Below are 23,643 nucleotides of genomic sequence, written 5' to 3'. Positions count from 1 at the left end.
GAGAACGATTCTCATTTAATATGAGGGCATGTGTGATCTGCTGCGCAAGACCGAGGCTGGCGGTCCGTCCTCCTACCAGCCCTTCCGCCCGGTGCCGGGCCTCTGTCGCCATGCCGTGGCGCAGGCCATCGGATCGGTGCTGGGTGCGGTGCCACCGGCCTGGTCGGCCGATGCGCCGGAGCCGGTCGGCCAGCCCGGGTCCGGGTCCGGGCCTGCCGGCTTGCCCGAGCGCGCGGGGATCGGGCCCGCATCCGGCACGCCGGCCCTCGCCCCGATGGCCGTGGCGGCGCCCGCCCGTCCGCCCAGCCAGGCCCGGCGGCGGCTGTGGCAGCTGGGTGCCCATGCCGGCTGCCCCGTCATCGGCGTGTGCCTGCCGCTCGACGCCGCGCGGGCGCTGGCCCGCCGGGTGCTGATGCTCGACGCCAGCGACGACGACTACACGATCCACAACCAGCTCGTCGGCCACTGTCGGCCGCGCGGCCCCGTGGCCGAGGCCCTGCAGGACGCGCTGGATGCGCGCTATGCCGCTGAGGTCCAGACCGCCCGCGCCATCAAGACCCGCGTCGCGCTGCGCGAGGCCTGGCAGGCCGCCCTGCATGGCGACGGCGTGGCCGGTGCCCTGTGGTCCACGCTGACCCATCCCGCCTGCGACAGCTCGCTCGAAGACGAGGTGCTGCGCGATGTCCATCTGCTGCAGCACCAGTGGGGCGCCAGCGAGCGGGCGGACCGCCGTGCGCTGCGCCAGCTGCGCGAGACCCACGCCGAGCTGCAGCAGCAACTGCTCGACCAGCAGTCCCGCGCACGCCTGCAGGCCGCCGAGCAGACCCGCCGCATCGAGCAGCAACAGGCCGAGCTGGTGCGCCTGCGGGCCGAGCTGATCCAGCGCGACACCCGCCTGGCCCATCTGCAGCAGGATCTGGAGGACGTGCGCGCCGGACTGCCCGATCTGCCCGCCCGCCAGCGCCTGCAGCAGCAGGTGCACGCGATGCAGCAGCGCATGCAGGGCATGGCGCTGGCGCTGCGCCAGGTGCGCGCTTCGCTGCACCGCACCGAGTCGGCGGCGGCCGGCGCGGCCGGCAGTGCCGGTCTGCTGCCGGTCGACGGTGAGCTTGCCCCGTCCACCGCCGGTGTGCGGGCGGGCGGCCGGGCGGCCCAGGCCTCGCCGCCGTTGCCGTCTGATCCGGTGCCGGCCGATGACACGATCTGCGCGCCGGCGGCGGCGCCGCGCGCCGTGCTGTGCGTGGGCGGCCTGTCCGGCGCGGTGCCGGTCTACCGCGACGTGGTGGAGCATGCCGGCAGCCGCTTCCTGCACCACGACGGCGGCCTGGAGCACCATGCCAGCCTGCTGGAGGCCAGCCTGGCCGCCGCCGATCTGGTGATCTGCCAGACCGGCTGCATCAGCCATGACGCCTACTGGCGGGTGAAGGCGCACTGCAAGCGCACCGGCACACCCTGCGTCTTCGTCGACAAGCCCAGCCGCAGCAGCCTGGAGCGGGCGCTGGCCGGCTGGCAGCCGCTGCGGTTCAGCCGCCAGCCGGCCTGAGGGGCCACCTCCGGCCGGCGGCCGCGTCAGTCGGTCGGCAGCAAGGTCGTCCAGGCCAGCACCGCCGAGGCCTCGGGCGTGCCGTCGCCGTTGGTGTCGATGTCACGCCGCGCCTGGGTCGCGTTCAGCGCGGTGATCGTCATCCGCCCGCCGTTGGCGCCAGTCAGCTGGATCTGGCCGGAAGACGGGTAGTCCTCGGTCGACAGCGAGCGCAGCGTCACCGGCGTGGTCAGCATCACGGTGCGGCCGCCGAGCAGATCCGAGCTGATCAGGCTCGACAGGTCCGAGGTCGACGTGCCGACGCTGTTGGTGGCCATCGTCCAGTTCAGCTGCTCGAAGCTGCGCGAACTGTTCGTGACGCCGTTGACCCGCAGCACGGCCGAGAAGCTGGAGGCCGAGACCGTGTCCTCCCCCGCCGTCGACGAGGTGTAGCGTGAGACGACCTTCAGGTCACCGTTCAGCTCGACGGCCCGGGCGGACGACAGCTCGGTGACCGTCAGCTGCGTGAAGCGGCTGGTGGCATCCATCGAGAAGGCGCCGGTGCTGGCGTTGTGGGTGGTCGTGCCGTTGTAGCTCACCACCAGGGTGCCGTTCACACGCGTGTCCGCGCTGATGTTGCAGGTATTGAAGGTGATCGTCGCGCTGTCGCCGCCATCGACGACCAGGTTGTTGTTCTGGTCGGCGAAGTTGACCGTGATGCTGCCACCCCAGCCGCAGGCCGCGGTGGATGTGGAGGTGGCCGCGATGCGGCGCGATGCACGGGCGACGCGCTTGACCTGAGGGTCCTTCAGCCAGACCTGCAAGGCCGAGACGCGGCCGTGGTGCCCTGCGCTGGTCGCATCGACATCGGCGATGGTCGTGGCCATGTCGAAGCCCAGCGAGTAGGCCGCGTCCATCACGTCGATGCTGGCGCCCAGATCGTTGGTCAGCGTGGTGGCCGAGGCCGTGGTGATGGCGTAGCTGCCTGAGCTCGGCAGTGCATCGCCGCTGTCCGAGCCGCCGCCGCCGCAGGCGCTCAGTGCGGCGGTGGTGATGGCCAGCAGCGCGGTGCGCAGCGGACCGGTCATGTCGTTCTTCATCATGTGCATCCCTGAAACCGGTGGAATCACCGGGCGGCGGGAATGCTAGGGCCGTCTTTACGTTGCGGAAACATGCGGCACCCCTGAAACATGGGGGGGCGCCGCGGCGCGGCCGGTCGGCCCGTACCGCGCACGGGGCCGGCCTCAGGCGTCCGGAATCCGCGCCCAGTCCGCCAGCCACACCGCCGATTCGCCGTCGCCCGGCGCACGCCAGTCGCCGCGCGGCGACAGCGAGCCACCGGAACCCACCTTCGGCCCGTTGGGCACGCAGCTGCGCTTCCACTGGCTGGTCTGGAAGAAGCGCCAGAGGAAGGTGCGCAGGTGGCGCTTGATCACCGGCAGCTCGCGCCCGGGCACGCCGTCGAAGGCGTGGCGCGTCAGGAAGGCCACCTTGGCCGGGCTGAAACCCGAGCGGATCGTGTGGTACAGGCTGAAATCGTGCAGTTCGTAGGGGCCGAGCGTGTCCTCGGTGCTCTGCGCGGGGGCGTTGCCGCCGGCGCCATCGGTGGCGGGCACCAGCTCGGGGCTGATCTCGGTGGCGGCGATGTCGAACAGCACCTGGGCCAGCGCGCGGCCGGCCGCGTCGTCGGCCTGTTGGGTGCCGACCCAGTGCACCAGGTGGCGGATCAGCGTCTTGGGCACGCTGGCGTTCACGTTGTAGTGCGACATGTGGTCGCCCACGCCGTAGGTGCACCAGCCCAGCGCCAGCTCGCTCAGATCCCCCGTGCCCAGCACGAAGCCGTTGCGGTGGTTGGCCAGACGGAACAGGTGGCTGGTGCGCTCGCCCGCCTGCACGTTCTCGAAGGTGATGTCGTACTGTGGCGTGCCGTCGGCCGCCGGGTGGCCGATGTCGGCCAGCATCTGGCGGCAGGACGGGCGGATGTCGATCTCCATCGCCGTGCAGCCCACGGCCGTCATCAGGCGCCGCGCCTGGTCCAGCGTGCGGCTGGAGGTGGCGAAGCCGGGCATGGTGACGGCCAGGATGTCGCTGCGCGGGCGGCCCAGACGGTCCATCGCACGGGCGGCCACCAGCAGGGCCTGGGTGCTGTCCAGCCCGCCGGAGATGCCGATGACGATGCAGCCGATGCCGCTGGCGGTCAGCCGTTGCGCCAGGCCCTGTACCTGGATGTCGTAGACCTCGTGGCAGCGGGCGTCGCGCTCGGGGCCGTCGGCCGGCACGTAGGGGTGGCGGGCGATCGGGCGCTGCAGCGGCAGCGCGCCGTCGGGCAGATCCAGCGTGAAGACGATGCGGCGGAAGCGGCCGGTCTCGGCGCGGTGGCGCGCGGCGCACTGGGCGAAGCTGGTCTGGCGCATGCGCTCGTGCTGCAGGCGCTCCAGGTCGATGTCGGCCTGGATCCAGTGCGAGTCGGCGCGGAACCGTGCCGATTCGGCGACCAGGCCGCCGTTCTCGTAGGCCAGGGCCTGGCCGTCCCAGGCCAGATCGGTGGTCGATTCACCGAAGCCGGCCGAGGCGTACAGATAGGCCGCCACGCAACGCGCCGACTGCGCGGCCGCCAGGTCGTGGCGGTAGGCGGACTTGCCCACGGTGATGTTGGAGGCCGACAGGTTCAGCAGCACCGTGGCGCCGGCCATCGCGGCGAAGGACGAGGGCGGCACCGGCGTCCACACGTCCTCGCAGATCTCGGCATGCAGCACCAGGGCCGGCAGGTTCAGCGCCTGGAACAGCAGGTCGGTGCCGAAGGGCACGCGGCCGAAGCCGTCGAGCTCGATGTGGTCGACCAGCGCATCGCCGGCCGGGTGGAACTGGCGGGCCTCGTAGAACTCACCGTAGTTCGGCAGGTAGGACTTGGGCAGCACGCCCAGCAGGCGGCCGCCGTGCGCCACCGCAGCCACGTTGTACAGCGCGCCGTCGACCCGCAGCGGCAGGCCGACGACGGCCAGCGCCGGGCAGTCGGCCGTGGCCTGCACCACCTGCGCCAGCGCGGCCTCGGCGGCGTCCAGCAGCGCGTGCTGGTGGAACAGGTCCTCGCAGCTGTAGGCGCTCAGGCCCAGCTCGGGGAAGACCACCACCCGGGCGCCACCGGCCGCCGCCTCGCGCAGCAGCGCGATCGTGGCGGCCGCGTTGTGGGCCGGATCGGCCACCTTGCAGCGCGGCACCACCACGGCCGTGCGCACGAAGCCGTGGCGGTAGAGGTTGTCGAAGGGGAGGTGGGCGGGTCGGGTCACGCGCGGTTCCGGGCTGGCTGGACGGGGGGCGCCGGGGTCCCGGCCGGGGGACTCGCGGGGGACTCGAGGGGAGACGGCGGACGGACCCGGGCGCTGGCGGATTCTAGGCAGCGGGCCGGCCGCCGCTGCGCAGCCGGCGCCAGGCCGCCAGCATCGGCCGCAGGTCGTCGCACAGCGCCTGCGCCTCGTCCAGCGGCAGGCTGTCGGGCAGGCGCAGGCGGCCGGGCGCATGGCGGTTGAACGCGCGGCCGCGCCAGGCGAAGGCGATGCGGTTGCTCTCGTCCACGCCATCGACCCACAGCAGCCCGCCGTCCTCGGCGCAGGCATGGCCGAAGGCGCGCGCCAGCCGGTCCATCACCTGCGGCAGCGTGGGCTCGTCCAGCGGCAGGTTCATCGCCAGCACGCCGCCATCGGCCAGCGCGGCGGCCGCATCGTCGAAGAAGGCCTGGGCGCCGAGCGCCGGCGGCAGGCCCTCGGGGTCGAAGCCGTCGACCAGCAGCACGTCGGTGTCCTCGGGCAGGGTGCGCACCCAGGCGGTGGCGTCGGCCAGATCGACCTGCAGGCGTGCGTCATCGGGTGGCACGTGGAAGGTCTCGCGCAGGGCCAGCACATGCGGATTGATCTCGGCCACCGAGAGCCTGGCCGGCGCCAGATGCCGGTGGCAGAACTTCACCAGCGTGCCGCCGCCCAGGCCCACCATCGCGATGCGGCGCGGCTGCGGCACGCACAACAGCACGCCCATCATCGTGCGCGTGTAGGCCAGCGCCAGCGCATCCGGCGCGTCCAGCCGCATCACGCTCTGCACCGCGTCGTGGCTGGTGTGCAGCGCGCGCAGGCCGAGGGCTTCGACGATCCAGGGGCGGACGTGGGGGGCGTCGTCGCCGGTCGGGCCGGCGGGACCGGAGGGTGACGGCGCGGCGGTGCCGGTGGGCATCGTCGGAGGCGTGGACGGGGACATGGGGCGGCCGCAGCGGTGGGTGAGGTCGGCGGCTTCAGCGGTGGGTGGGACCGTCCGCGACCGAGGCCGGCGGGGGCGGTGGGCCGCATTCTGTCCTGCGTCCGGGCGACGATGCCGGCTGACGGGACGGCGCCGATGCGCCGGTGTGCCGATGTGCCGGTGCCGGTGCCGGTGCCGGTGCCGGTGCGCCGGCCGCACGGGACACATGCCCCACGCGCCGGATTGCCGCTAACCTCGGACGCCATGTCGTCTTCGCCCCCGACCCTGCCGCCGCCGCTGCCGTCCTCCGCACCGGCGCGCCCACCCGCCCGCCGCACCCCGCTCAAGCCCCACCCCACGCGCGAGGAGATCGACGCCCTGCCGGCCTGGGAGCCGCTGCCCCGCGCGCGCATCCATCTCGTGGAAACGCCGGCCCAGGCCGCGGCCGCGCTGGCCGCCATCACCGCCGCCGGCGTGGTCGGGCTGGACACCGAGAGCCGCCCCGTCTTCCGCAAGGACGAGGTGTCCGACGGCCCGCACCTGGTGCAGCTGGCCACGCCCGACGAGGTCTTCCTGGTGCCGGTCGGCGCGCAGCCGCCGGTCGACTTCCTGCGCACCGTGCTGGAGGCGCCGGAGCTGCCCAAGGTGGGCTTCGGCCTGCGCTCGGACCAGTCGCCGCTGCAGCGCAAGCTGGGCATCGCGCTGCAGGGCGCGGTGGATCTGGCGCCGCTGGTGCGCCGCCTCGGCTACCGGCAGGACGTGGGGCTGAAGGCCGCGGTGGCCATCGTGCTGGGCCTGCGGCTGGCCAAGAGCAAGAAGGCGTCGACGTCCAACTGGGCGCAGTGGCCGCTCAGCGAGGGCCAGATCCGCTATGCCGCCGATGATGCCCACGCGGGGCTGGCGGTGTATCTGGCGATGGGGTGTCCGCAGGCGGGGGATGGCAAGGCCAACCCTCGTCCGCGCCCCTCACGTCGAGGCTGAGGCGCCCGCGGGAGGCGGCGCGCGGAGGTGCGCGCGCTTGCCTCTAGACTCGACCGGGAACGGTGTCCTCCCATGACCGGCCCCCTCTACAACCTCGCCCGCTTCGACTTCGTCTCGATCCGCCTGGCCGTCGACTGCGCCCGCACCGGCAGCTTGACGGCTGCGGCCCAGGCCTCGAATCTGGTCCTGCCAGCGGCCAGTCGCCGCCTCAAGGAGCTGGAGCGTGCGCTCGACACGCCGCTGTTCGAGCGGCATTCGCGGGGGCTGACGCCCACGGCCGCGGGGCGGGTGTTCCTCGCGCGCGGCCTGTCGCTGCTGCGCGAGCTGGATCTGCTGGTCGAGGAGCTGGCCGACGCCCAGGAGGGCGTGGTGCGCCATGTGCACCTGTGCGCCAGCTCGGCGGCCATCACGCAGTTCCTGTCGCCGCTGCTGGCGGCCTACGCGGCGCTGCACCCGGAGGTTCAGGTGGATCTGGAGGAGCAGATGTCCGAGCAGGTTGTCGCCGCGCTGCGGGAGGGGCGTGCCGAGGTCGCCGTCTTCGTCGCCGGCCCGGACCTGCGCGGCCTGGACGTGCGCGGCTTCCGGCGCGACGAGCTGGTGCTGGTGGTGCCGAAAGGGCATCGACTGGCCGGGCGCACGCCCATCGCCTTCGCCGACACGCTGGACGAACCGTGGATCAGCCTGAACGCCGGTGCCGCCGTGCTGCAGGCCCAGCAGCAGGCGGCCTTGGCCGCCGGCCGGCGCTTCCGCCTGCGCACCCAGGTGCGCAGCTTCGACGCGATGGCCCACATGGTGGCCTCGGGCCTCGGCATCGCGGCGATGCCCAAGGGCACGGCCCGGCCGCTGCTGGCGTCGATGGGGCTGCAGTGCCGGCCACTGGCCGATGACTGGGCCCGCCGCGAGATCCAGGTGGCCATCCGTACGGATGCCGACGCCACGGCCACCGCGCTGCGGGATTTCCTGGTGTCGACTTCACGGAACGCGAAGTCAGGCGACGCGAGCTTCAAATAGACGGACCGTTCCACGGGGCTGGACACTGGCCTCATGGACACGCCTCTTCCGACCTCCACGGCCGCCCTGGCCGGACTGAAGGTGCTCGAACTCGGCCAGCTGATCGCCGGCCCTTTTGCCGCCAAGACCCTCGCCGACTTCGGTGCCGACGTCATCAAGATCGAGGCGCCACACAGCGGCGATCCGCTGCGCAAGTGGCGGCTGCTGAAGGACGGCACCTCGATCTGGTGGCAGGTGCAATCGCGCAACAAACGCTCCGTCGCGCTGGATCTGCGCCAGCCCGAAGGCCAGGCCATCGTGCGACAGCTGGCGACCGAAGCCGACGTGCTGATCGAGAACTTCCGCCCCGGGGCGATGGAGGGCTGGGGGCTGGACCCCGATCAGTTGCTGACGCTCAATCCCAGGCTCATCGTCCTGCGGATCAGCGGCTATGGACAGACCGGCCCGTACCGCGGCCGTCCCGGCTTCGGCGTCGTGGCCGAAGCCATGGGCGGGCTGCGCCACCTGACGGCCGAGCCCGGTCGCGTGCCGGTGCGTGTGGGCGTGAGCCTGGGCGACACGCTGGCTGCCCTGCACGGCGTGATCGGCATCCTGCTGGCGCTGCAGCACCGCCAGGCCAGCGGCCAGGGCCAGGTGATCGACGTGGCCTTGTACGAGGCGGTCTTCAACTGCATGGAAAGCCTGCTGCCGGAGTACAGCGCCTTCGGCGCGGTGCGCGGGCCGGCCGGCAGCGCTCTGCCAGGCATCGCGCCGACCAATGCCTACCTCTGTCGCGACGGGGGCTACGCGCTCATCGCCGGCAACGGCGACAGCATCTTCCGCCGGCTGATGCTGCTGATCGGGCGGCCCGACCTGGCGGCCGACCCGAACCTGGCCGACAACGCCGGGCGCGTGGCGCGGGTCGCCGAGCTGGACGAGGCCATCGGCGTGTGGACGGCCGAGCGCAGCGTCGACGAGGTCCTGGCCGCGCTGGAGGACGTGTCGGTGCCGGCCGGCCGCATCTACACCGTGGCCGACATCGCGGCCGATCCGCACTACGCGGCACGCGGGATGCTGCAGCAGATGGTGCTGGACGACGGCAGCACCCTCACCGTGCCCGGCATCTGCCCGAAGCTCTCGGTCACCCCGGGTGGCCATCGGCGCAACGCGCCTGTTCTCGGACAGGACACCGAGCTCGTGCTGCAGGAGATCGGCCTGACGGCCGCTCAGATCGAGGCCCTCAAGGCCCGCGGCATCGTTCACTGAAGCCCTCACCCAGGACCCCCATGCAACGCATCCATTTCAACGAGGTCGTCACCCGCGACGGCTTCCAGAACGAAGCGGCCTTCATCCCCACCGATGCCAAGGTCGCCCTGATCGACGCGCTGAGCCAGTGTGGTTACGCCAAGATCGAGGTGACGTCGTTCACGTCGCCCAAGGCCATCCCGATGCTGCGCGATGCCGAGGCCGTGATGGGCCGCATCCAGCGGGTGCCGGGTGTCGAGTACACGGTGCTGGTGCCCAACCAGCGTGGCGCCGAACGCGCGCTGGAGGCCCGCGCCGACGAGCTCAATCTGGTGATGTCGACCTCGGAGACGCACAACCTGGCCAATCTGCGCATGCCGCGTGAGCAGAGCTTCGCCGGCCTGGCCGCGGTGATCGACCAGGTGGCTGGCAGCGTCCCGGTCAACGTGTCGCTGTCCACCTGCTTCGGCTGCCCGATGGAGGGCGAGGTGGCGCAGGACGAGGTACTGCGCTGGGCGGACCGCTTCGCCAGCCGCGGCGTGCGCGGCCTGACCGTCTGCGACACCACCGGCATGGCCCATCCGGTGCAGGTGGAGCGCCTGTGCCGCGCGCTGCGCGAGCGCTTCGACGGCGTGCAGCTCACGCTGCACTTCCACAACACCCGCGGCATGGGGCTGGCCAACGTGCTGGCGGCGGCCCGGGTCGGCATCGACCGCTTCGATGGATCGTTGGGTGGCCTGGGTGGCTGCCCCTACGCGCCCGGTGCCAGCGGCAACATCAGCAGCGAGGACGCCCTCCACATGCTGCAGGCCATGGGCCACGAGACGGGCATCGACCTCGACCGCGTGCTGGCGGCCGCGCGCGCCCTGCCGCAGATCGTCGGTCACGACGTGCCCGGTCAGCTGGCCAAGGCCGGTCGCATCACCGATCTGCACCCGGCCCCCGCCACCGTGGCCCGTCTGCGGGAGGCGCTCGCATGATCGACCACCTGGACCATCTGGTGCTGACCACCGCCCGCCGCGAGGCCTGCATCGATTTCTACACCCGCGTGCTGGGCATGCGGCTCGAGACCTTCGTCGGCGGCACGCCGCCGGTCGAGCGTCAAGCCTTCATCTTCGGTCGGCAGAAGATCAATCTGCACGTCCAGGGCGCCGAGTTCGAGCCCAAGGCCCACCTGCCGGTCCCCGGTTCCCTGGACCTGTGCTTCATCGCGTCCATCCCGCTGCAGGCGGTGATCGCCCGTCTGGCCGACTGCGGCTGGCCCGTCATCGAGGGCCCCGTGCTGCGGACCGGGGCCACCGGAAAGATCCGCTCGGTCTACGTGCGTGATCCGGACCACAACCTGATCGAACTCTCAGAACCGGCCTGAAGCCGTCCATCCTCGTCGCCGGCGCCTGACGGCTGGCGCCCGTGCTGTCGAGAACGTGAGGACAAGGTCGGTGGCGTGCGGACCACTGACACGCGGGCGCATTCCGCCGGTGAAGGGCGCCATCGCGCGTCAGCCCCATGCACGTCAGTCGACCACACCCCCGCCCAGCACCTTGTACAGCGTCACCCGGTTGCCGAGGGCCGTCAGCCGGGCCGACACCAGTGTCTGCTGGGACGCGTACAAGGTGCGTTGGGCGGTCAGGGCGGCCAGGAAAGTGTCGACGCCGTTCTCGTAGCGGCGCATCGACAGCGTGGCGCTGTCCTGCGCGGCCTCGACGCGGGCGCGGTCGGCGGCCAGCTCGTCGGTCATCGTCGCGCGGCGGGCCAGCGCGTCGGCCGTTTCCTGGAAGGCGGTCTGCAGCGTGGCCTCGTAGGACGCGACCAGGCCGTCGCGGGTGGCCTGCGCGGCCTCCAGCGCGGAGCGCTTGGCGTCGCCGTCGGCCAGCGTGATGCCGACGGCCGGTGCCAGTGACCACACGGTGCTGGCGCCGCCGCTCAGGAGCGAGGTCAGGGCGCTGCTGGCCAGCCCCGCGCTGCCGGTCAGCGTCAGCTTGGGGAAGTGGTCGGCGCGGGCGGCCGTGACGCTGAAATCCGCGGATTTCAGCGCGTGCTCGGCCTGCAGAACGTCGGGCCGGCGCAGCAGCACGGCCGACGACAGGCCGGCCTGTACCTGGGCCAGGCCGGCGTCGTCGGCCGGCAGGCCGTCGGGCAGCAGCGCATCGGCGACGGGCCCGCCGGCCAGCAGCTCCAGCGCGTGGCGGTCCTGGGCGGCGGCGGTGGTGGCGCTGGCCACGTCGGCCCGGGCCTGGTGCAGCACCGTCTCGGCATCGCGCACGTCCACGCGTGAGGCCACGCCCGCGGCCAGCCGCTTGCGCGTGATCGCCACCGAGCGCTCGGCCGAGGCCTCCGTCTGCTGCGCCAGCGCCAGCCGCTGGCGGTCGGCGGCCAGCTGCAGCCAGGCGGTGGCGGTGCTGGCGATCAGCGTGATGCGGGTGCTGCGTGCGCCCTCGGCGCTGGCCTGCCAGGTCTGCAGCGCCGCATCGCTGAGCGCACCGACGCGGCCGAACAGGTCCACCTCCCAGGCGCTGACGGACACGCCGGCGCTGGCGCCGTGGCTGGTGACGGTGGTGTCGCCGGAGCGGCTGCGGGCGTTCGTGCTGCCGAGGCTGCCGCCGACGGTGGGCAGGCGTGCGGCATCCTGCTGGCCGTACTGGGCGCGGGCGGCCGCCACGTCCTGCACCGTCTTGCGCAGGGAGCGGTTGCCGTCTAGTGCCTGCTGCACCACCCGGCGCAGACGTTCATCGAGGATGAAGTGCGACCAGGGCAGCTCGGGTGCCGGGGCGGCGTCCGTGACCGGGCCGGACGAGCCCGCGGTGCCCGCCAGAGCGGCCGGCCAGGCCGCCGGCACCGCGCTGGCCGAGGCTTGCGGGGCGTCAGCGCGGGCCGGTGGCGGGGTCAGCGTGCCGCAGGCGCTCAAGGCCAGCGCGGCAGCCAGAGCGAGGGGAAGGGCCATCAGGTGACGGGTCATCTCAGGAGGCCTCCGCCGGGGTGGGGGTGTGCAGCCGTGCAGCGCGGTCACCGGACAGGCGCCGCACGAGGACGAAGAACAGGGGCACCAGGAAGACGGCCAGCACCGTGCCCGTCAGCGTGCCGCCGACGATGCCGGTGCCGATCGACACCCGGCTGTTGGCGCCCGCACCGGTGGACAGCGCCAGCGGCATCACCCCGGCGATGAAGGCCAGCGAGGTCATCAGGATCGGGCGCAGCCGCAGGCGGGCACCTTCGACGGCCGCCTCGACCAGGCCCTGGCCCTGCTTGAGCGCGGCGTCGGCGAACTCCACGATCAGGATCGCGTTCTTCGACGACAGGCCGATGGTGGTCAACAGCGCGACCTGGAAGTACACGTCGTTCTCCAGCCCGCGCAGCGTGGCCGCCAGCGCGGCGCCGACGATGCCCAGCGGGATCACCATCAGCACCGAGAACGGAATCGACCAGCTCTCGTACAGCGCCGCCAGGCACAGGAAGACGACCATGATCGACACCGCGTACAAGGTGGCCGTCTGGCCGCTGGCCAGGCGCTCCTGGTAGGACTGGCCGCTCCAGGCGTGGGTGGTGCCGGCCGGCAGTGCGGCCGCCAGCGTGTCCATGCGGTCCATTGCCGTGCCCGAGCTGACGCCATCGGCGGCCGCGCCCTGGATCGCATAGGACGCCAGGCCGTTGTAGCGCGACAGGCTCTCCGGTCCGTAGGTCCAGCGCGTGGTGGCGAAGGCCGAGAACGGCGTCATCACGGTGTTGCCCGCGCTGTCGCTGCCGCGCACCTGCCACAGGCCCAGGTCCTCGGGCCGTGAGCGGAAGGCCGCGTCGCCCTGCATGTAGACCTTCTTGACGCGGTCGCGGTCGATGAAGTCGTTGACGTAGGCGCCGGCCCAGGCCGCGCTCAGCGTGTCCTCCACGTCCGACAGCGACAGGCCGAGCGACAGCGCCTTGGCCTGGTCGATGTCGATCTTGAGCTGCGGCTGGTCGCCCAGCGAGCCCGAGCGCACGGCGGCCAGCTGGCCGTCCTGGCCGGCGGCGGCCAGCAGGCTGTCGCGGCGCTCCTTCAGGGCGGCGCGGTCGGTGCCGGCGGTGGCCTGCAACTGGAACTCGAAGCCGCTGGACTGGCCCAGGCCCGAGATCGAGGGCGGCGTCAGCGCGAAGATCTGCGCATCGCGCACCGACTGCAGCGCGCCGGTGGCGCGGCCCGCGAGGGTGTCGGAGCGGTTGGCCACGCCCTCGCGCTGACTCCAGTCCTTGAGGTTGACGAAGGCCAGGCCCGCGTTCTGCCCGCTGCCGGCGAAGCTGAAGCCGGCGATGGTGAACATGGCCTCGACGTTGTCCTTCTCGTCGACCAGGAAGTGCTTCTCGACGGCCTTGGCCACCTCCAGCGTGCGGCTGGTGGTGGCGCCGGCGGGCAGCGTGTACTGCACCATCGCCTCGCCGGTGTCCTCGGCCGGCAGGAAGCCGGTGGGCAGGCGCATCATCAGCAGGCCCATCGCGGCCACGATCAGGCCGTAGACCAGCATCCAGCGCACCGGGCCGCGGATGATGCGGCCCACGCCGCCCTCGTAGCGGGCGGTCAGGCGATCGAAGTGGCGGTTGAACCAGGCCCCCGCGCCACGCGGTTCGGTGCCCTCATGTCCGACGTCATGGGCCTTCAGCAGCGTGGCACACAGCGCCGGTGTCAGCGTCAGCGCCACCACCACCGACAGGATCATCGACGCGCAGATCGTGATCGAGAACTGGCGGTAGATCACGCCGGTGGAGCCGCTGAAGAAGGCCATCGGCAGGAACACGGCCGTCAGCACGGTGGCGATGCCCACCAGCGCACCGGTGATCTCGCCCATCGACTTGACGGTGGCGTCGTGCGGCGACAGGCCTTCTTCACGCATCACGCGCTCGACGTTCTCCACCACCACGATCGCGTCATCGACCAGCAGGCCGATGGCCAGCACCATGCCGAACATCGTGAGGGTGTTGATCGAGTAGCCGAAGAGCTCCAGCACGCCGAAGGTGCCCAGCAGCACCACCGGCACCGCGATCGCCGGGATCAGCGTCGCGCGCCAGTTCTGCAGGAAGACGAACATCACCACCACCACCAGCGCGATGGCCTCGACCAGCGTCTTGACCACCTCCTCGATGGCGATCTTGACGAAGCGCGTCGAATCCTTCGGGTAGGCGACCTGGTAGCCCTCGGGCATGCCGGACTTCAGCGATTCGACCAGCGTGCGCACGCGGGTGGCGGTGCTCAGCGCATTGGCGCCCGGCGCCAGCTGCACGGCAATGCCGGAGGCCGGATGGCCGTTCAGGCGGGCCACGGCGTCATAGCTCTCGGCCCCCATCTCGACGCGGGCCACGTCCGACAGCCGCACCACGGCCCCGCTGGCCGCGCGCTTGACGATGATGGCGCGGAACTGCTCGGGCGTCTGCAGCTTGGACTGGGCGGTGACGGTGGCCGTCAGCTGCTGGCCGGCCGGCGCGGGCAGCGCGCCGATCTTGCCGGCCGACAGCTGCGCGTTCTGCGCCGTCAGCGCCGACTGAACGTCCGAGGGCATCAGCTGATAGGCGGCCAGCTTCTGCGGGTCCAGCCAGATGCGCATCGCGTACTGCGCACCGAAGACGTTGACGCCGCCCACGCCTTCCACGCGCGAGATCGCGTCCTGCAGATTGCTGGCCAGGTAGTCGGCCACGTCGTCGTTGGCGGCCTTGTCCGTCGCGTCGTAGACGGCCACGATCATCAGGAAGTCGCTCTGCGACTTGGTGACCGTCACGCCCTGGCTCTGCACCGCCTGCGGCAGCCGCGTCAACGCCTGCTGCACCTTGTTCTGCACCTGAACCTGGGCGGTATCGGCATCGGTGCCCTGCTGGAACACCACGCTGATGCTGGCTCGGCCCGACGAACTGCTGGACGACGAGAAGTACATCAGCCCGTCCAGCCCGGTCAGCTGCTGCTCCAGGATCTGGGTGACGCTGTTCTCCACCGTCTGCGCCGAGGCGCCGGTGTAGGTGGCCGAGATGTTGACCGTCGGCGGCGCGACGTCGGGGTACTGGGCCACGGGCAGGGCGGTGATCGACGCCGCGCCGGCCAGCATGATGACGATGGCGATGACCCAGGCGAAGATGGGCCGGTCGACGAAGAAGCGGGCCAGCATCTCAGCGCTCCGATGCGGGGGTGGCCGCCGCGGCGGCGCGGGCCTCGGAGGCGGCCGTGCGGGCCGCGCTCGCGGCGCTGGCAGCGGTGCCCGCCGCCACGGTGGTCGGGCTCACGTCCACGACCTTCACCGCATCGCCCGCGCGCACCTTGGACGTGCCCTGCACGATCAGGCGGTCGCCGGCGGCCAGGCCGCTGGCGATCAGCCACTGGTCGCCGAGCGCGCGCGTGGTGGTGACATCGCGCTGCGCGACCTTGCCGTCGGTACCCACCACCAGCGCGGTGGCCTTGCCCTTCGGATCGCGCGTGATGCCCTGCTGCGGCGCCAGGATGGCCGCGCGGGCCACCGCCTGGTCCAGCGTGGCACGCACGTACATGCCCGGCAGCAGCACACTTTCCGGGTTGGGAAACTGTGCCCGCAGCGTGACCGAGCCGGTGGCCTCGTCCACCGCCACCTCGGCGAACTTCAGCCGGCCCTTGAGCGGATAGCGGCTGCCATCCTCCAGCGTCAGGCTGACCTCGGCGCTGCCCGACTGCAGACCGCCTGCGGCCATCGCGCGGCGCAACTGCAGCAGATCGGCGCTCGACTGCGTCAGATCGACATGGATCGGATCGAGCGCGCGGATGGTGGCCAGCGCGGTGGACTGGCTGGCCGTCACCAGCGCCCCTGGCGTCACCGACGAGGTGCCGATGCGCCCCGTGATCGGCGCCCGCACCTGCGTGTAGCCCAGGTTGATGCGCGCCGTCTCCAGCGCGGCCTTCTGCTGCTCGACCGCGGCCACCGCCTGCAGCCAGGCGGCGTGGGCATCATCGGCATCCTGCCGGGCCACCCCTTCGTCGGCGGCCAGCGCCGCATAGCGCTGGTCCTTCAGCTTCGTCGAGTGGACGGTGGCCTGCGCGTTCAGCAGTGCGGCCTTGGCCTGGTCGAGCGCGGCCCGGTAGGGCGCCGCATCGATCTCGTAGAGCACCTGGCCGACCTGCACCCGCGCGCCCTCCTCGAAGCGCCGCGCCTGGATGAGGCCGCTGACCTGTGGCCTCACTTCGGACGCCAGGGCGGCCGACGTGCGACCGGCCAACTCGGTGGGCAGCGCCACGTCCTGCGTCTTCAGCGTGACGGTGCCGACCTCCACCGGGCCGCGGGCGGGCGGCGCGCTCTTCTCGGAGCAGGCGCCGAGGGTGAGGGCGGCGGCCAGCACCAGTGCGCTGAGTGCAAGGGCGGGCGGGCGCGAGGCGGGCCGTGCGGCCGTGGATGCGCGGGACGAGGCAGGATGGGGCATGGACGCAGCGGCGATGGGTCGGTACGGCAGGCGCCGGTACGACCGCAGCCGCCCGACGTCCCAGGATGGACCCATGGTCGCCGGGGCGACGGTTCAGCGCGCGCAGCGGGCGTCAAGCTGGGTAAAGGTGGGGGGCTTGGGGAAGCAGCCGCTCTTGCCGGGAGGGCCTGGCCCCTGGCGAAATACGAAGGCGTGCTGTTGCTCGGGCGTTGGTTGATGCGCAGGCCGCGTGCGGGTGCTGGGCCAGTGGTTCCAGCGCGAGGGATGGCCGTTTCAGGCTGGGTGCGGTCTCTCGGGTTCGTCGGTTGAGCGACTGCTCCGGCTGAAAGCGGACTCTGCCGGCTCGGTACAGCGATGACCGTTCGGCATGGGTCAGCGGCCAGCTGATCGATGATGCGGGAGTAGTGGCGACCGAACGACCGATCTCGCCCGCGACGAACTGGCATTCACGACCCTAAACCGACTCGACACCCTCGATATCGTCGCCCTGAAGCCGCCGGTCAGCCCAAAGCGACACACCCGCAGGCGGTCCAGCGGCCGAGGGCACGCATCGGTCGGCGATCCCCAGGGTGATTGTTGCGAGGAGCACGGCTTGACACCGTGCAGAAAAAAGCCGCCTGGGATCGAAACCACAGGCGGCAGACGCGACATCAATCAAAGCAAGTGGCCGTCTTTCCGAGCTGTCAGACATGGCCGTCAGGCCATGGATTCGATGGCTTGCCTCGTAGACAAGGCGCGGTTCCAGTAGGAAGTTCGCTTGTTCAGGTACGTGCGCTCCTCAGTCTGAGTAAGGTGCTTTCCCTTTGCCGCAGCCTTCACTCGGTAGGCCTGGAGCTTTGATGCAGCGTAGGTCTCTGCCTGAGGGAGGGTCGGCATCAAGGCCAGTGCTTGAGTTTCACCATTCGCCCCGCTCGGATGCGGAAACTCGACCACCTTGCCGGCCAGGTTCAGGACACGGTCCGCCGGCAGATCGCCAGTGTCAACCAAGGTCTGGATCACGGAGGCCACCTTGTCTCCCAGGGGGAGCACAAGTGCCTTGGGAACCGACAGCAGCTCTTCTCGGAGGTCGCCAAGGGCCGCGCGGAACCCTGCGTAGGTACTCAGGGTCGGGGAGCCACCGGTGTAGTTGTCCTCTTTGCCCTTCTTGGTACAGAAGACGGGGTTGCGCAGTGCCGAGGTGAAATGAACCATGTGGTTGGCGTCACCCCAGAGTTCGCGGCAACTGTGGATGCCCAGCCGAGTGTTGAAGCCGTAGTGATCCAGCATTTCAATCAGCTTCTCCCGCATGGGACCGCTGAATGAAGCCGCCTGCTTAGCGTGTGCAATGACCTGCGAATCATCGAGGCCTCGGATCATGGCCAGCCTTGCGGCGCGCAGAGCGTTGTTCATCTGTTCACGCCCAGGAGTGATGCCCACCAGGACCAGTCGCGCTTCGGTGTTCACATGGTCGAACGGGGCGTAGTAGGTCCGCACCAGGCGGTCAGATCGATGGGGAATCAGCAACGCTTGATGAGACGGGGAATCGGACTGCAGATGCTCCGGGGCAAGCTTGGCCATGACGTCTTTGAATTGGGCGAATGTGGTCATGTCAGGTACCTTGTCTTGAATGGTGTTCGGGCGGCCATCACAGGGCAGAGAGTTCTTCAGCGAAGAACACCCGCATGACGCACTGAATGAGCTTTTTTCGATCAATCAGGTAGAGGTCGGCGATCGGAAACACGGCATCAAGCGGCAAGGAGAACACCCCAGCTTCAAGCTTCTGAAGGGCCTGGTTGGTCAACATCGAGTGAAGGTGTGTGCCTTCGCCAGATGCCGAAAAGTTCTGCCCGAGGCGGCTGCGCTGCTCAGCGAGGAAGGCGCCGAACTGCGCGGGAGTTGTCAGGTCGTCCAGGCTCAGTTGGTCTTGGTCGGGGTAGACCGTGGGCTTGTATCCGCGTCGCCCTTGCAGCCACCGACGTGCCGAAGCGTTGTCGATGAACAGGTCCTTCTCGAACGGGTCATCTCGCTTGAAAGAAGCCAACTCACCCGCGCTGATCGCGTTCTTGACTGTGCGCACGTCCACGTTGGCGAGCAGGGCCAACTTGCGCACGGAGATGGACTCACCCGTGTCGATCGCGAAACGACCATCACCCATGGCAATGATGTCGTCCCACACCTCTGCAGGTTTGAAGTCTTCACTGGTGGCCAACAGCAGAACTTCATTGCCATTGATCACGATGGCATCAGCATCGGCGTGAGAGGGCAGGATGCCATTGACCGCATAGTCGAATGCTTCGGACAACGTCTTCCAAGCCGCGGAGCACTGAAAGTAGGACTTGTCTTCGTGGTCGGGGCCAAAGATCTGGTCGAGTACGCCGGTGATGTCGTACCGCGATTCAAGCGCCGAGAAGGTGTTGTATGCGCAGTGAAAGAAGTCCTCGAACAGGCGTTCTTCGATCTTGATGGAGTGCTTATTAGTTGCCATGTTGAGTGGTGCGTTTTTCCGGGAAATCGTCATAACGAAGGCGAGTGTGCCAAGCATGTCTTGCGCTGTCAACTTGAAAGTGATGTTTTCCCGGAAAAACACGTATCACTGGGCTCAACTTGGACTTGCGCGCTCGGCGATCTCTGGCACAGCTTTGATGGCGGCTGACCCGACTGCTTCGGGCGCCATGCTCCGGCGTCAGCTTCTTGACGACTCCTACTACCGCCTTGGGTCGGATCCTGCTGGCTGCCGGCTGCCGGCGGCGGAAGCAGTCATCCGAGGAGCGAGAGTGCGCTCGGACCTGACATCAAGGTCGGCTGATCGTCGCTGTGCTGACGGTGGGCACTCGTCGGCTACCACTGCGAACGTCAGCTTCTAGACGAACAGCGGGAGTTCGCTTCCGGGTGACGACAGGCGGCACTCGCTGCCGAGCTGCCACTCCTTCAACACCTGCTCCCAACTCAACCCTGAACCGCTGGTCCGGATCAACACCGCCCAGCCTCACCGCACCGGCAACCTCACCCTCATCATCAACCCACCCCCCTCACGCCCCAACGCCTCGATCGTGCCGCCGCACACGGCCAGCGCCCGCCGCGCGATGGCCAGCCCCAGGCCGAAGCCGCGCACCGCGGCCGCCTCGTCCAGCCGCATGAAGGGCTCGAACATGCGGGCGCGCAGTTCGGGCGCCACGCCCGGGCCGCGGTCGGCGATGGTGATGATCAGCCAGTCGGTGGGGCGGCCGGCGGCGGGCTCGGCGCTCTCGGCCCCGACGCTGGTGCCGGCGCCCGTGCCCGTGCCGTTGCCATTGCCTGCCGCAGTGCCGGTCACCGCCGTGGCCGGCGTCCGCTCCGCCACGATGTCCACCGTGGTGCCCGGCGCCGTGTACTTGACCGCGTTGCGCACCACGTTGTCCAGCGCCCGGCACAGCAGCTCGCCCGGCACGTCGCTGACGAAGCTGCCCGGTGCCTCGATGCGCACGTCACGCTCGACGGCCCGTGCCTCGAAGGCCGCGTCGGCGGCCACCGTGTGCAGCAGGTCCAGCACGTCGACCCGCGCGCTGGCCCAGGCGCCGGGGGCATCCTCCAGCCGGTGCAGCGTCAGCAGCTCCTCGATCAGCGCGTCCATGCGCATCGCCTCGCGCTCGATGCGGCCCAGCATGTCAGCCGTCTGGGACGGATCCTGGCGCAGCAGGCCGATGGCCGCCTGCAGCCGTGTCAGAGGGGATCGCAGCTCGTGCGAGATGTCGTGCAGCAGCAGGCGGCGGGCGTCGGTCAGCCGCTGCAGTTCGGCGGCGGTGCGGTCGAAATCCAGCGCCAGGTCGGCGATCTCGTCGCGCCGCCAGGCCAGATCCCGGCCCATGCGCACGTCGAAGCGGCCCTCGGCCAGCCGGTGCAGCGCCGTGCGCACCCGGTTCAGCGGCCGCGACAGGTGCCAGGCCAGGCCCACGCTCACCAGCAGCATCACCACGCAGCCGATGACCAGCGGTGCCACCGGCAGCAGGTTGAGCACCGGCGGCCGGTCACTCGGCCCGATCACGCCCTGCCAACGCAGGAACTGAGCGGTCATCGCCACCGAGGCCGCCATCGCCAGCCACAGCGCGATCAGCAGCTTCCAGAACAGGCCACCGGGCGTGCGCATCGCGGTGCTCCTCAGTCCTGCAGCAACTGATAGCCCAGGCCGCGCACGCTCTGGATCCAGGGCTGGCCGTCGGGCCGCTGGCCCAGCTTCTGGCGGATGCTGCTCAGGTGCACGTCGATGCGCCGGTCATACGGCGCCAGTGGCCGGCCGAAGGCCTGCTGCGAGATCTCGTTGCGGCTGATCAGCTGGCCCGGCTGGCGCATCAGCACCTCCAGCAGCGTGAACTCCATGCCCGTCAGCTCCAGCGGCTGGCCGCGCCAGGTGGCGCGCCGGCTGCCCGGCCACACCATCAGCTCGCCCACCTGCAGCAGCTTGGCCGGCACGCCGCCGGGCTGACCGGGCGTGCCGGCCGGGGACGCGTCCTGCCCCTCGGTGCGCCGCAGGATGGCGCGGATGCGCGCCACCAGCTCACCCGGCGTGCAGGGCTTGGGCACGTAGTCGTCGGCGCCCATGTCCAGGCCGACGATGCGGTCCAGGTTGTCACCGCGCGCCGTCAGCATCAGCACCGGCACCCGGCTGGTCGCCCGGATGCGCCGCAGCGCCTCGATGCCCGACAGGCGCGGCAGCATCACGTCCAGCACCACCAGCGCGCAGTCCCCATCGAGCGCCGCGGCCACGCCGGCCTCGCCGTCGTGCACGACGCGCACGTCGAAGCCCTCGCGCAGCAGGTACTGCTCGAGCATGGCGGAGAGTTCGAGGTCGTCGTCGACCAGCAGGATGGGGCGCGGGCGCATGGTTGGGGCGCGAGTATGGGGCGATGCGCCGGGCTGCAGGGCGCGGGAGGGGGGACTTTTACCGTGCTTGACGGTGGGGGGATGCCGCGCACCGGATGACCGGCAGGCTGACAGTCGGCTGTTTCGGAAAGACGGAAATTTCTGTGGATGGCGAAGGCGGGTAGCACGAATTTCTGTTATTCCGAAATTTTCTGCCGAAACCTGCCCGAAGCCCGTATGATTTCGGAGTAGCAGAAACAACGGTGGCCGGCGCGCTCTACCCGCCGCCCCACTGGAACGCCGACATGACCGATCCCGCCATCCGTCGCCCGACCGTCCTGCAGTCCGCGCCCGAGCTGGGCCCGCTGGTGCGGGCGCGCCGCAAGTCGCAGTCCCTGCGCATCGATGATGCGGCCAGCTTGCTGGGGGTCTCGGTCGACCTCATGTCGCGGCTGGAGAACGGCCAGGGCACGGTGCGGTTGGACAAGGCCCTGGCCGTGCTGGACGGCCTGGGCCTGACGCTGATGGTGCTGCCCAAGGAGCACCCGTGGGTGCGGGAGGCGGCCAGTGGGGGCGGCCCGGCCGGCGTGGGTGCGGCAGCTGCCCAACGGCAGGAATGAACGGTGGTCGACTCGGAGGGCAGTTGGAATGACCCATGCACTGCACGTCTGGGCCGGCGAGGCCCGCGTCGCCACCATTGAACACGAGGCCCGCGACGACCACTGGGGCCTGCGCTACGAATCCAGTCGAACGCAGATCACGCTGCGAAAGTCGCTGACGAGATCACAAGTGTGAAGGCGGCAGCGCATGCGTCAACGGTGGCAGCGTTCACGTCCATGCTTGGGTCTGCGTCGTCAACTAGACGCGCCTGTTGCCTGCCGCTCGGTGGGCAGGCGAGGCACCAAGTCAAGCACGCGAGCGAGAACACGCGCCTCGCCACCGAGGCGTCGCTGCGCCTCATCCGCCTTCGCCTGAAGGAGCTCCTGCAGGCCAAACCGATCGATTCTTTTTTTTGTCTCGGGGTGTTGCCAGTACTTGTCCGGTTTGGCCACCGATACGAGCAGGCAGCCCGTACGTGCATCCCGATGAGCCATGTACTTCTTGACTAACTGGTTGTCGATCGTGTCGCATAGCTCTCGCGCGGATCTTGCCTTCTCGCCAACCTTCAGTTCGATGGTCGCCTGATACCCCGAGACAGCTCTCAGACGAATGTCGGTCTCTTTGCCATCAGTGGTCACAGCTTCTTGGTCAACTGTATAGGCCTCCCTAGACGCAATCTCCAGTTCACGAGCGATCAAGGGTCGCAGCGTGTTCTCATCTTCGATCAACGCCCAGCCTGCCCGCGGTCCTGTGTCCCGGAGCAACAGTTCCTGAAGATCGTCCAACCGATCGACCAGCAACTGGGCCATGTCGGTCGTGGTCTTGGGCGGTAGTTCCTTGCGCGACAGAAGTGTGGCCACTTCCGTCGGAGCCCAAGCGCACGAATCCAACTCCTCTGCAAGGCGCTCTTGAGCCAAGGTCGCGATGCGATCTCGCAAGTGCTCAAAGAGCGGATCGGCCGCGAGACTGAACTTCGCGGCAAGAGCTTCCGGTCCGCTCGCCTTCATCAACGCATTGAATATGTACCGCCGCCCATTCTCGGCAAGGTCTCGCGCACCGGGTGAGTAGACGGTGTCGTGTACGAGGTCATCTTCCGACCTCACATGCCGATGAAATTCAAGCGTCAGTTGGAGCAAATGCGCAGGTTCCAGCTTCGAGGTCCATTCGGTCGATCCAGAGCCAGTTCGCTCATTGAACAGTGATCCGATAATGTGAACAGCTGTTCCATCGGCCTCCACGGGAAGTTCCGATAGAACGGAGAGCAAGTTCGCCACACCGCGCAGCGGCGCGAGGGTGAACAGGATTGGCAGCCAGAAGTCAAAGTACGGGCCGGCGCCGGCCGCTCGAACCTGAGCCGCGGTCAGTTCCTCCAAAGCTCCATGGACCTCTGGGCCGCCGTGCACCAGCAGTACGCCCACCACATGCGAAAGCTTTTGTTCGTTCACCGGCGAATGCGGAAGCTGCATCAACGTCGAACCTGAGGACGCCAACCAATCCTCAAGACGAGGAAGCATCAGCCTTGCCGTTTCTTGCGCGCTGTTTCGCAGTGACTGCAGCACTCCGGAGTGCCAACCCGAGTCGCTGCCTGCATCGAGCAGATCATCGAACAGTTCGATGCCAATGACGGCTTCCACCTGAGTAGGGTGCGCCTTCGCGAGGCTGCCAAGCCAACTGGGCAAGCCGTTCAGTTCTAGCAAGGCATAGCGGGCGGCCAGTTCGGCTTCGCTGGGTTTCAACTTGGTCGCCCAGTGGGGATCGGCGGTGTCAACCTTGAAGTGCAACACCTTGAGTTTGCCGTTGCCCCCGTTTGAGCAACTCCGCCTCGACGATTTCCATATAGACCTCGCGCGGGGTCCGGAAGTCGAGGATCTTGC

The 23,643-nt window shown here is 69.8% G+C and carries 19 protein-coding genes; 8 read left to right on the top strand and 11 right to left on the bottom strand.

What is annotated here, in order from left to right:
- The first annotated feature begins 28 nt into the window (after positions 1–28).
- The gene (locus AACH11_RS22845) at positions 29–1,543 is read left to right on the top strand and encodes a DUF2325 domain-containing protein (protein ID WP_341376596.1); all 1,515 of its coding nucleotides are present in this window, start codon (positions 29–31) and stop codon (positions 1,541–1,543) included.
- A gap of 26 nt (positions 1,544–1,569) precedes the next feature.
- Here the strand turns inward: AACH11_RS22845 and AACH11_RS22840 are convergent, their stop codons facing one another.
- The 3 genes from AACH11_RS22840 to AACH11_RS22830 all read right to left on the bottom strand — a co-directional run bounded on the left by AACH11_RS22840 (position 1,570) and on the right by AACH11_RS22830 (position 5,743).
- Positions 1,570–2,622, bottom strand: a complete 1,053-nt coding sequence (locus tag AACH11_RS22840) for a hypothetical protein (RefSeq protein ID WP_341376595.1) — start codon at positions 2,620–2,622, stop codon at positions 1,570–1,572.
- Between the two features lie 144 nt (positions 2,623–2,766).
- Positions 2,767–4,809 (bottom strand): NAD(+) synthase, encoded by a 2,043-nt coding sequence (locus tag AACH11_RS22835; RefSeq protein ID WP_341376594.1) that lies wholly within the window; start codon positions 4,807–4,809, stop codon positions 2,767–2,769.
- Positions 4,810–4,912: 103 nt separating this feature from the next.
- The gene (locus AACH11_RS22830; protein WP_341376593.1) at positions 4,913–5,743 is read right to left on the bottom strand and encodes a spermine/spermidine synthase domain-containing protein; all 831 of its coding nucleotides are present in this window, start codon (positions 5,741–5,743) and stop codon (positions 4,913–4,915) included.
- 267 nt (positions 5,744–6,010) lie between these two features.
- On the opposite strand from AACH11_RS22830, the gene AACH11_RS22825 reads away from it, so the two are divergent.
- The 5 genes from AACH11_RS22825 (at position 6,011) to AACH11_RS22805 (ending at position 10,331) form a co-directional block, all read left to right on the top strand.
- A complete protein-coding gene (locus AACH11_RS22825) occupies positions 6,011–6,727 on the top strand; it encodes a 3'-5' exonuclease (RefSeq protein WP_341376592.1) in 717 nt (238 codons plus the stop codon).
- A 72-nt stretch (positions 6,728–6,799) separates the two neighbouring features.
- Positions 6,800–7,738, top strand: coding sequence for a LysR family transcriptional regulator (locus AACH11_RS22820; RefSeq protein ID WP_341376591.1), 939 nt, complete (start codon positions 6,800–6,802; stop codon positions 7,736–7,738).
- Positions 7,739–7,771: 33 nt separating this feature from the next.
- The gene (locus AACH11_RS22815) at positions 7,772–8,983 is read left to right on the top strand and encodes a CaiB/BaiF CoA transferase family protein (RefSeq protein ID WP_341376590.1); all 1,212 of its coding nucleotides are present in this window, start codon (positions 7,772–7,774) and stop codon (positions 8,981–8,983) included.
- Positions 8,984–9,003: 20 nt separating this feature from the next.
- Complete coding sequence (locus tag AACH11_RS22810; protein ID WP_341376589.1) at positions 9,004–9,942, top strand: hydroxymethylglutaryl-CoA lyase; 939 nt, start codon at positions 9,004–9,006, stop codon at positions 9,940–9,942.
- Positions 9,939–10,331 carry a VOC family protein gene (locus AACH11_RS22805; protein ID WP_341376588.1) on the top strand — a complete coding sequence of 131 codons (393 nt, stop codon included), beginning with the start codon at positions 9,939–9,941 and terminating at the stop codon, positions 10,329–10,331. The genes AACH11_RS22810 and AACH11_RS22805 overlap by 4 nt, the downstream gene beginning before the upstream one ends.
- Before the next feature lie 144 nt (positions 10,332–10,475).
- Here the strand turns inward: AACH11_RS22805 and AACH11_RS22800 are convergent, their stop codons facing one another.
- From AACH11_RS22800 to AACH11_RS22770, 7 genes are all read right to left on the bottom strand, one after another.
- On the bottom strand, positions 10,476–11,903 hold the full coding sequence (locus AACH11_RS22800; RefSeq protein WP_341376587.1) for an efflux transporter outer membrane subunit: 1,428 nt from the start codon (positions 11,901–11,903) through the stop codon (positions 10,476–10,478).
- A 16-nt stretch (positions 11,904–11,919) separates the two neighbouring features.
- Positions 11,920–15,075: an efflux RND transporter permease subunit gene (locus AACH11_RS22795; protein ID WP_423228803.1), complete on the bottom strand. Its 3,156-nt coding sequence runs from the start codon at positions 15,073–15,075 to the stop codon at positions 11,920–11,922.
- A gap of 4 nt (positions 15,076–15,079) precedes the next feature.
- Positions 15,080–16,354: an efflux RND transporter periplasmic adaptor subunit gene (locus AACH11_RS22790; protein WP_341376585.1), complete on the bottom strand. Its 1,275-nt coding sequence runs from the start codon at positions 16,352–16,354 to the stop codon at positions 15,080–15,082.
- Between the two features lie 696 nt (positions 16,355–17,050).
- Positions 17,051–17,941: a uracil-DNA glycosylase family protein gene (locus AACH11_RS22785; protein ID WP_341376584.1), complete on the bottom strand. Its 891-nt coding sequence runs from the start codon at positions 17,939–17,941 to the stop codon at positions 17,051–17,053.
- 37 nt (positions 17,942–17,978) lie between these two features.
- On the bottom strand, positions 17,979–18,875 hold the full coding sequence (locus tag AACH11_RS22780; protein ID WP_341376583.1) for a hypothetical protein: 897 nt from the start codon (positions 18,873–18,875) through the stop codon (positions 17,979–17,981).
- A gap of 444 nt (positions 18,876–19,319) precedes the next feature.
- Complete coding sequence (locus AACH11_RS22775) at positions 19,320–20,456, bottom strand: HAMP domain-containing sensor histidine kinase (protein WP_341376582.1); 1,137 nt, start codon at positions 20,454–20,456, stop codon at positions 19,320–19,322.
- 11 nt (positions 20,457–20,467) lie between these two features.
- Positions 20,468–21,190, bottom strand: a complete 723-nt coding sequence (locus tag AACH11_RS22770; RefSeq protein WP_341376581.1) for a response regulator — start codon at positions 21,188–21,190, stop codon at positions 20,468–20,470.
- Positions 21,191–21,474: 284 nt separating this feature from the next.
- On the opposite strand from AACH11_RS22770, the gene AACH11_RS22765 reads away from it, so the two are divergent.
- Together AACH11_RS22765 and AACH11_RS22760 are read left to right on the top strand one after the other, a co-directional pair.
- The gene (locus AACH11_RS22765) at positions 21,475–21,789 is read left to right on the top strand and encodes a helix-turn-helix domain-containing protein (RefSeq protein ID WP_341376580.1); all 315 of its coding nucleotides are present in this window, start codon (positions 21,475–21,477) and stop codon (positions 21,787–21,789) included.
- 28 nt (positions 21,790–21,817) lie between these two features.
- On the top strand, positions 21,818–21,964 hold the full coding sequence (locus AACH11_RS22760) for a hypothetical protein (protein WP_341376579.1): 147 nt from the start codon (positions 21,818–21,820) through the stop codon (positions 21,962–21,964).
- Positions 21,965–22,023: 59 nt separating this feature from the next.
- Here AACH11_RS22760 and AACH11_RS22755 read toward each other — a convergent pair whose 3' ends face one another.
- Positions 22,024–23,553, bottom strand: a complete 1,530-nt coding sequence (locus tag AACH11_RS22755; protein WP_341376578.1) for a hypothetical protein — start codon at positions 23,551–23,553, stop codon at positions 22,024–22,026.
- Between the last annotated feature and the right edge of the window lie 90 nt (positions 23,554–23,643).

Origin of the sequence: Pseudaquabacterium rugosum, assembly GCF_038066575.1 — a bacterium.
Lineage (GTDB): Bacteria > Pseudomonadota > Gammaproteobacteria > Burkholderiales > Burkholderiaceae_C > Pseudaquabacterium > Pseudaquabacterium rugosum.
Note: the sequence above shows the minus strand (reverse complement) of the source record. Positions and strands in the feature narration are given on the sequence as shown.

Excerpts from the sequence above, each read along its gene's own strand:
- AACH11_RS22845 (WP_341376596.1), top strand. The coding sequence starts at position 29 with ATGTGTGATCTGCTGCGCAAGACCGAGGCTGGCGGTCCGTCCTCCTAC.
- AACH11_RS22840 (WP_341376595.1), bottom strand. The coding sequence starts at position 2,622 with ATGAAGAACGACATGACCGGTCCGCTGCGCACCGCGCTGCTGGCCATC.
- AACH11_RS22830 (WP_341376593.1), bottom strand. The coding sequence starts at position 5,743 with ATGCCCACCGGCACCGCCGCGCCGTCACCCTCCGGTCCCGCCGGCCCG.
- AACH11_RS22825 (WP_341376592.1), top strand. The coding sequence starts at position 6,011 with ATGTCGTCTTCGCCCCCGACCCTGCCGCCGCCGCTGCCGTCCTCCGCA.
- AACH11_RS22820 (WP_341376591.1), top strand. The coding sequence starts at position 6,800 with ATGACCGGCCCCCTCTACAACCTCGCCCGCTTCGACTTCGTCTCGATC.
- AACH11_RS22815 (WP_341376590.1), top strand. The coding sequence starts at position 7,772 with ATGGACACGCCTCTTCCGACCTCCACGGCCGCCCTGGCCGGACTGAAG.
- AACH11_RS22810 (WP_341376589.1), top strand. The coding sequence starts at position 9,004 with ATGCAACGCATCCATTTCAACGAGGTCGTCACCCGCGACGGCTTCCAG.
- AACH11_RS22805 (WP_341376588.1), top strand. The coding sequence starts at position 9,939 with ATGATCGACCACCTGGACCATCTGGTGCTGACCACCGCCCGCCGCGAG.
- AACH11_RS22800 (WP_341376587.1), bottom strand. The coding sequence starts at position 11,903 with ATGGCCCTTCCCCTCGCTCTGGCTGCCGCGCTGGCCTTGAGCGCCTGC.
- AACH11_RS22790 (WP_341376585.1), bottom strand. The coding sequence starts at position 16,354 with ATGCCCCATCCTGCCTCGTCCCGCGCATCCACGGCCGCACGGCCCGCC.
- AACH11_RS22785 (WP_341376584.1), bottom strand. The coding sequence starts at position 17,941 with ATGACCACATTCGCCCAATTCAAAGACGTCATGGCCAAGCTTGCCCCG.
- AACH11_RS22780 (WP_341376583.1), bottom strand. The coding sequence starts at position 18,875 with ATGCTTGGCACACTCGCCTTCGTTATGACGATTTCCCGGAAAAACGCA.
- AACH11_RS22775 (WP_341376582.1), bottom strand. The coding sequence starts at position 20,456 with ATGCGCACGCCCGGTGGCCTGTTCTGGAAGCTGCTGATCGCGCTGTGG.
- AACH11_RS22770 (WP_341376581.1), bottom strand. The coding sequence starts at position 21,190 with ATGCGCCCGCGCCCCATCCTGCTGGTCGACGACGACCTCGAACTCTCC.
- AACH11_RS22765 (WP_341376580.1), top strand. The coding sequence starts at position 21,475 with ATGACCGATCCCGCCATCCGTCGCCCGACCGTCCTGCAGTCCGCGCCC.
- AACH11_RS22760 (WP_341376579.1), top strand. The coding sequence starts at position 21,818 with ATGACCCATGCACTGCACGTCTGGGCCGGCGAGGCCCGCGTCGCCACC.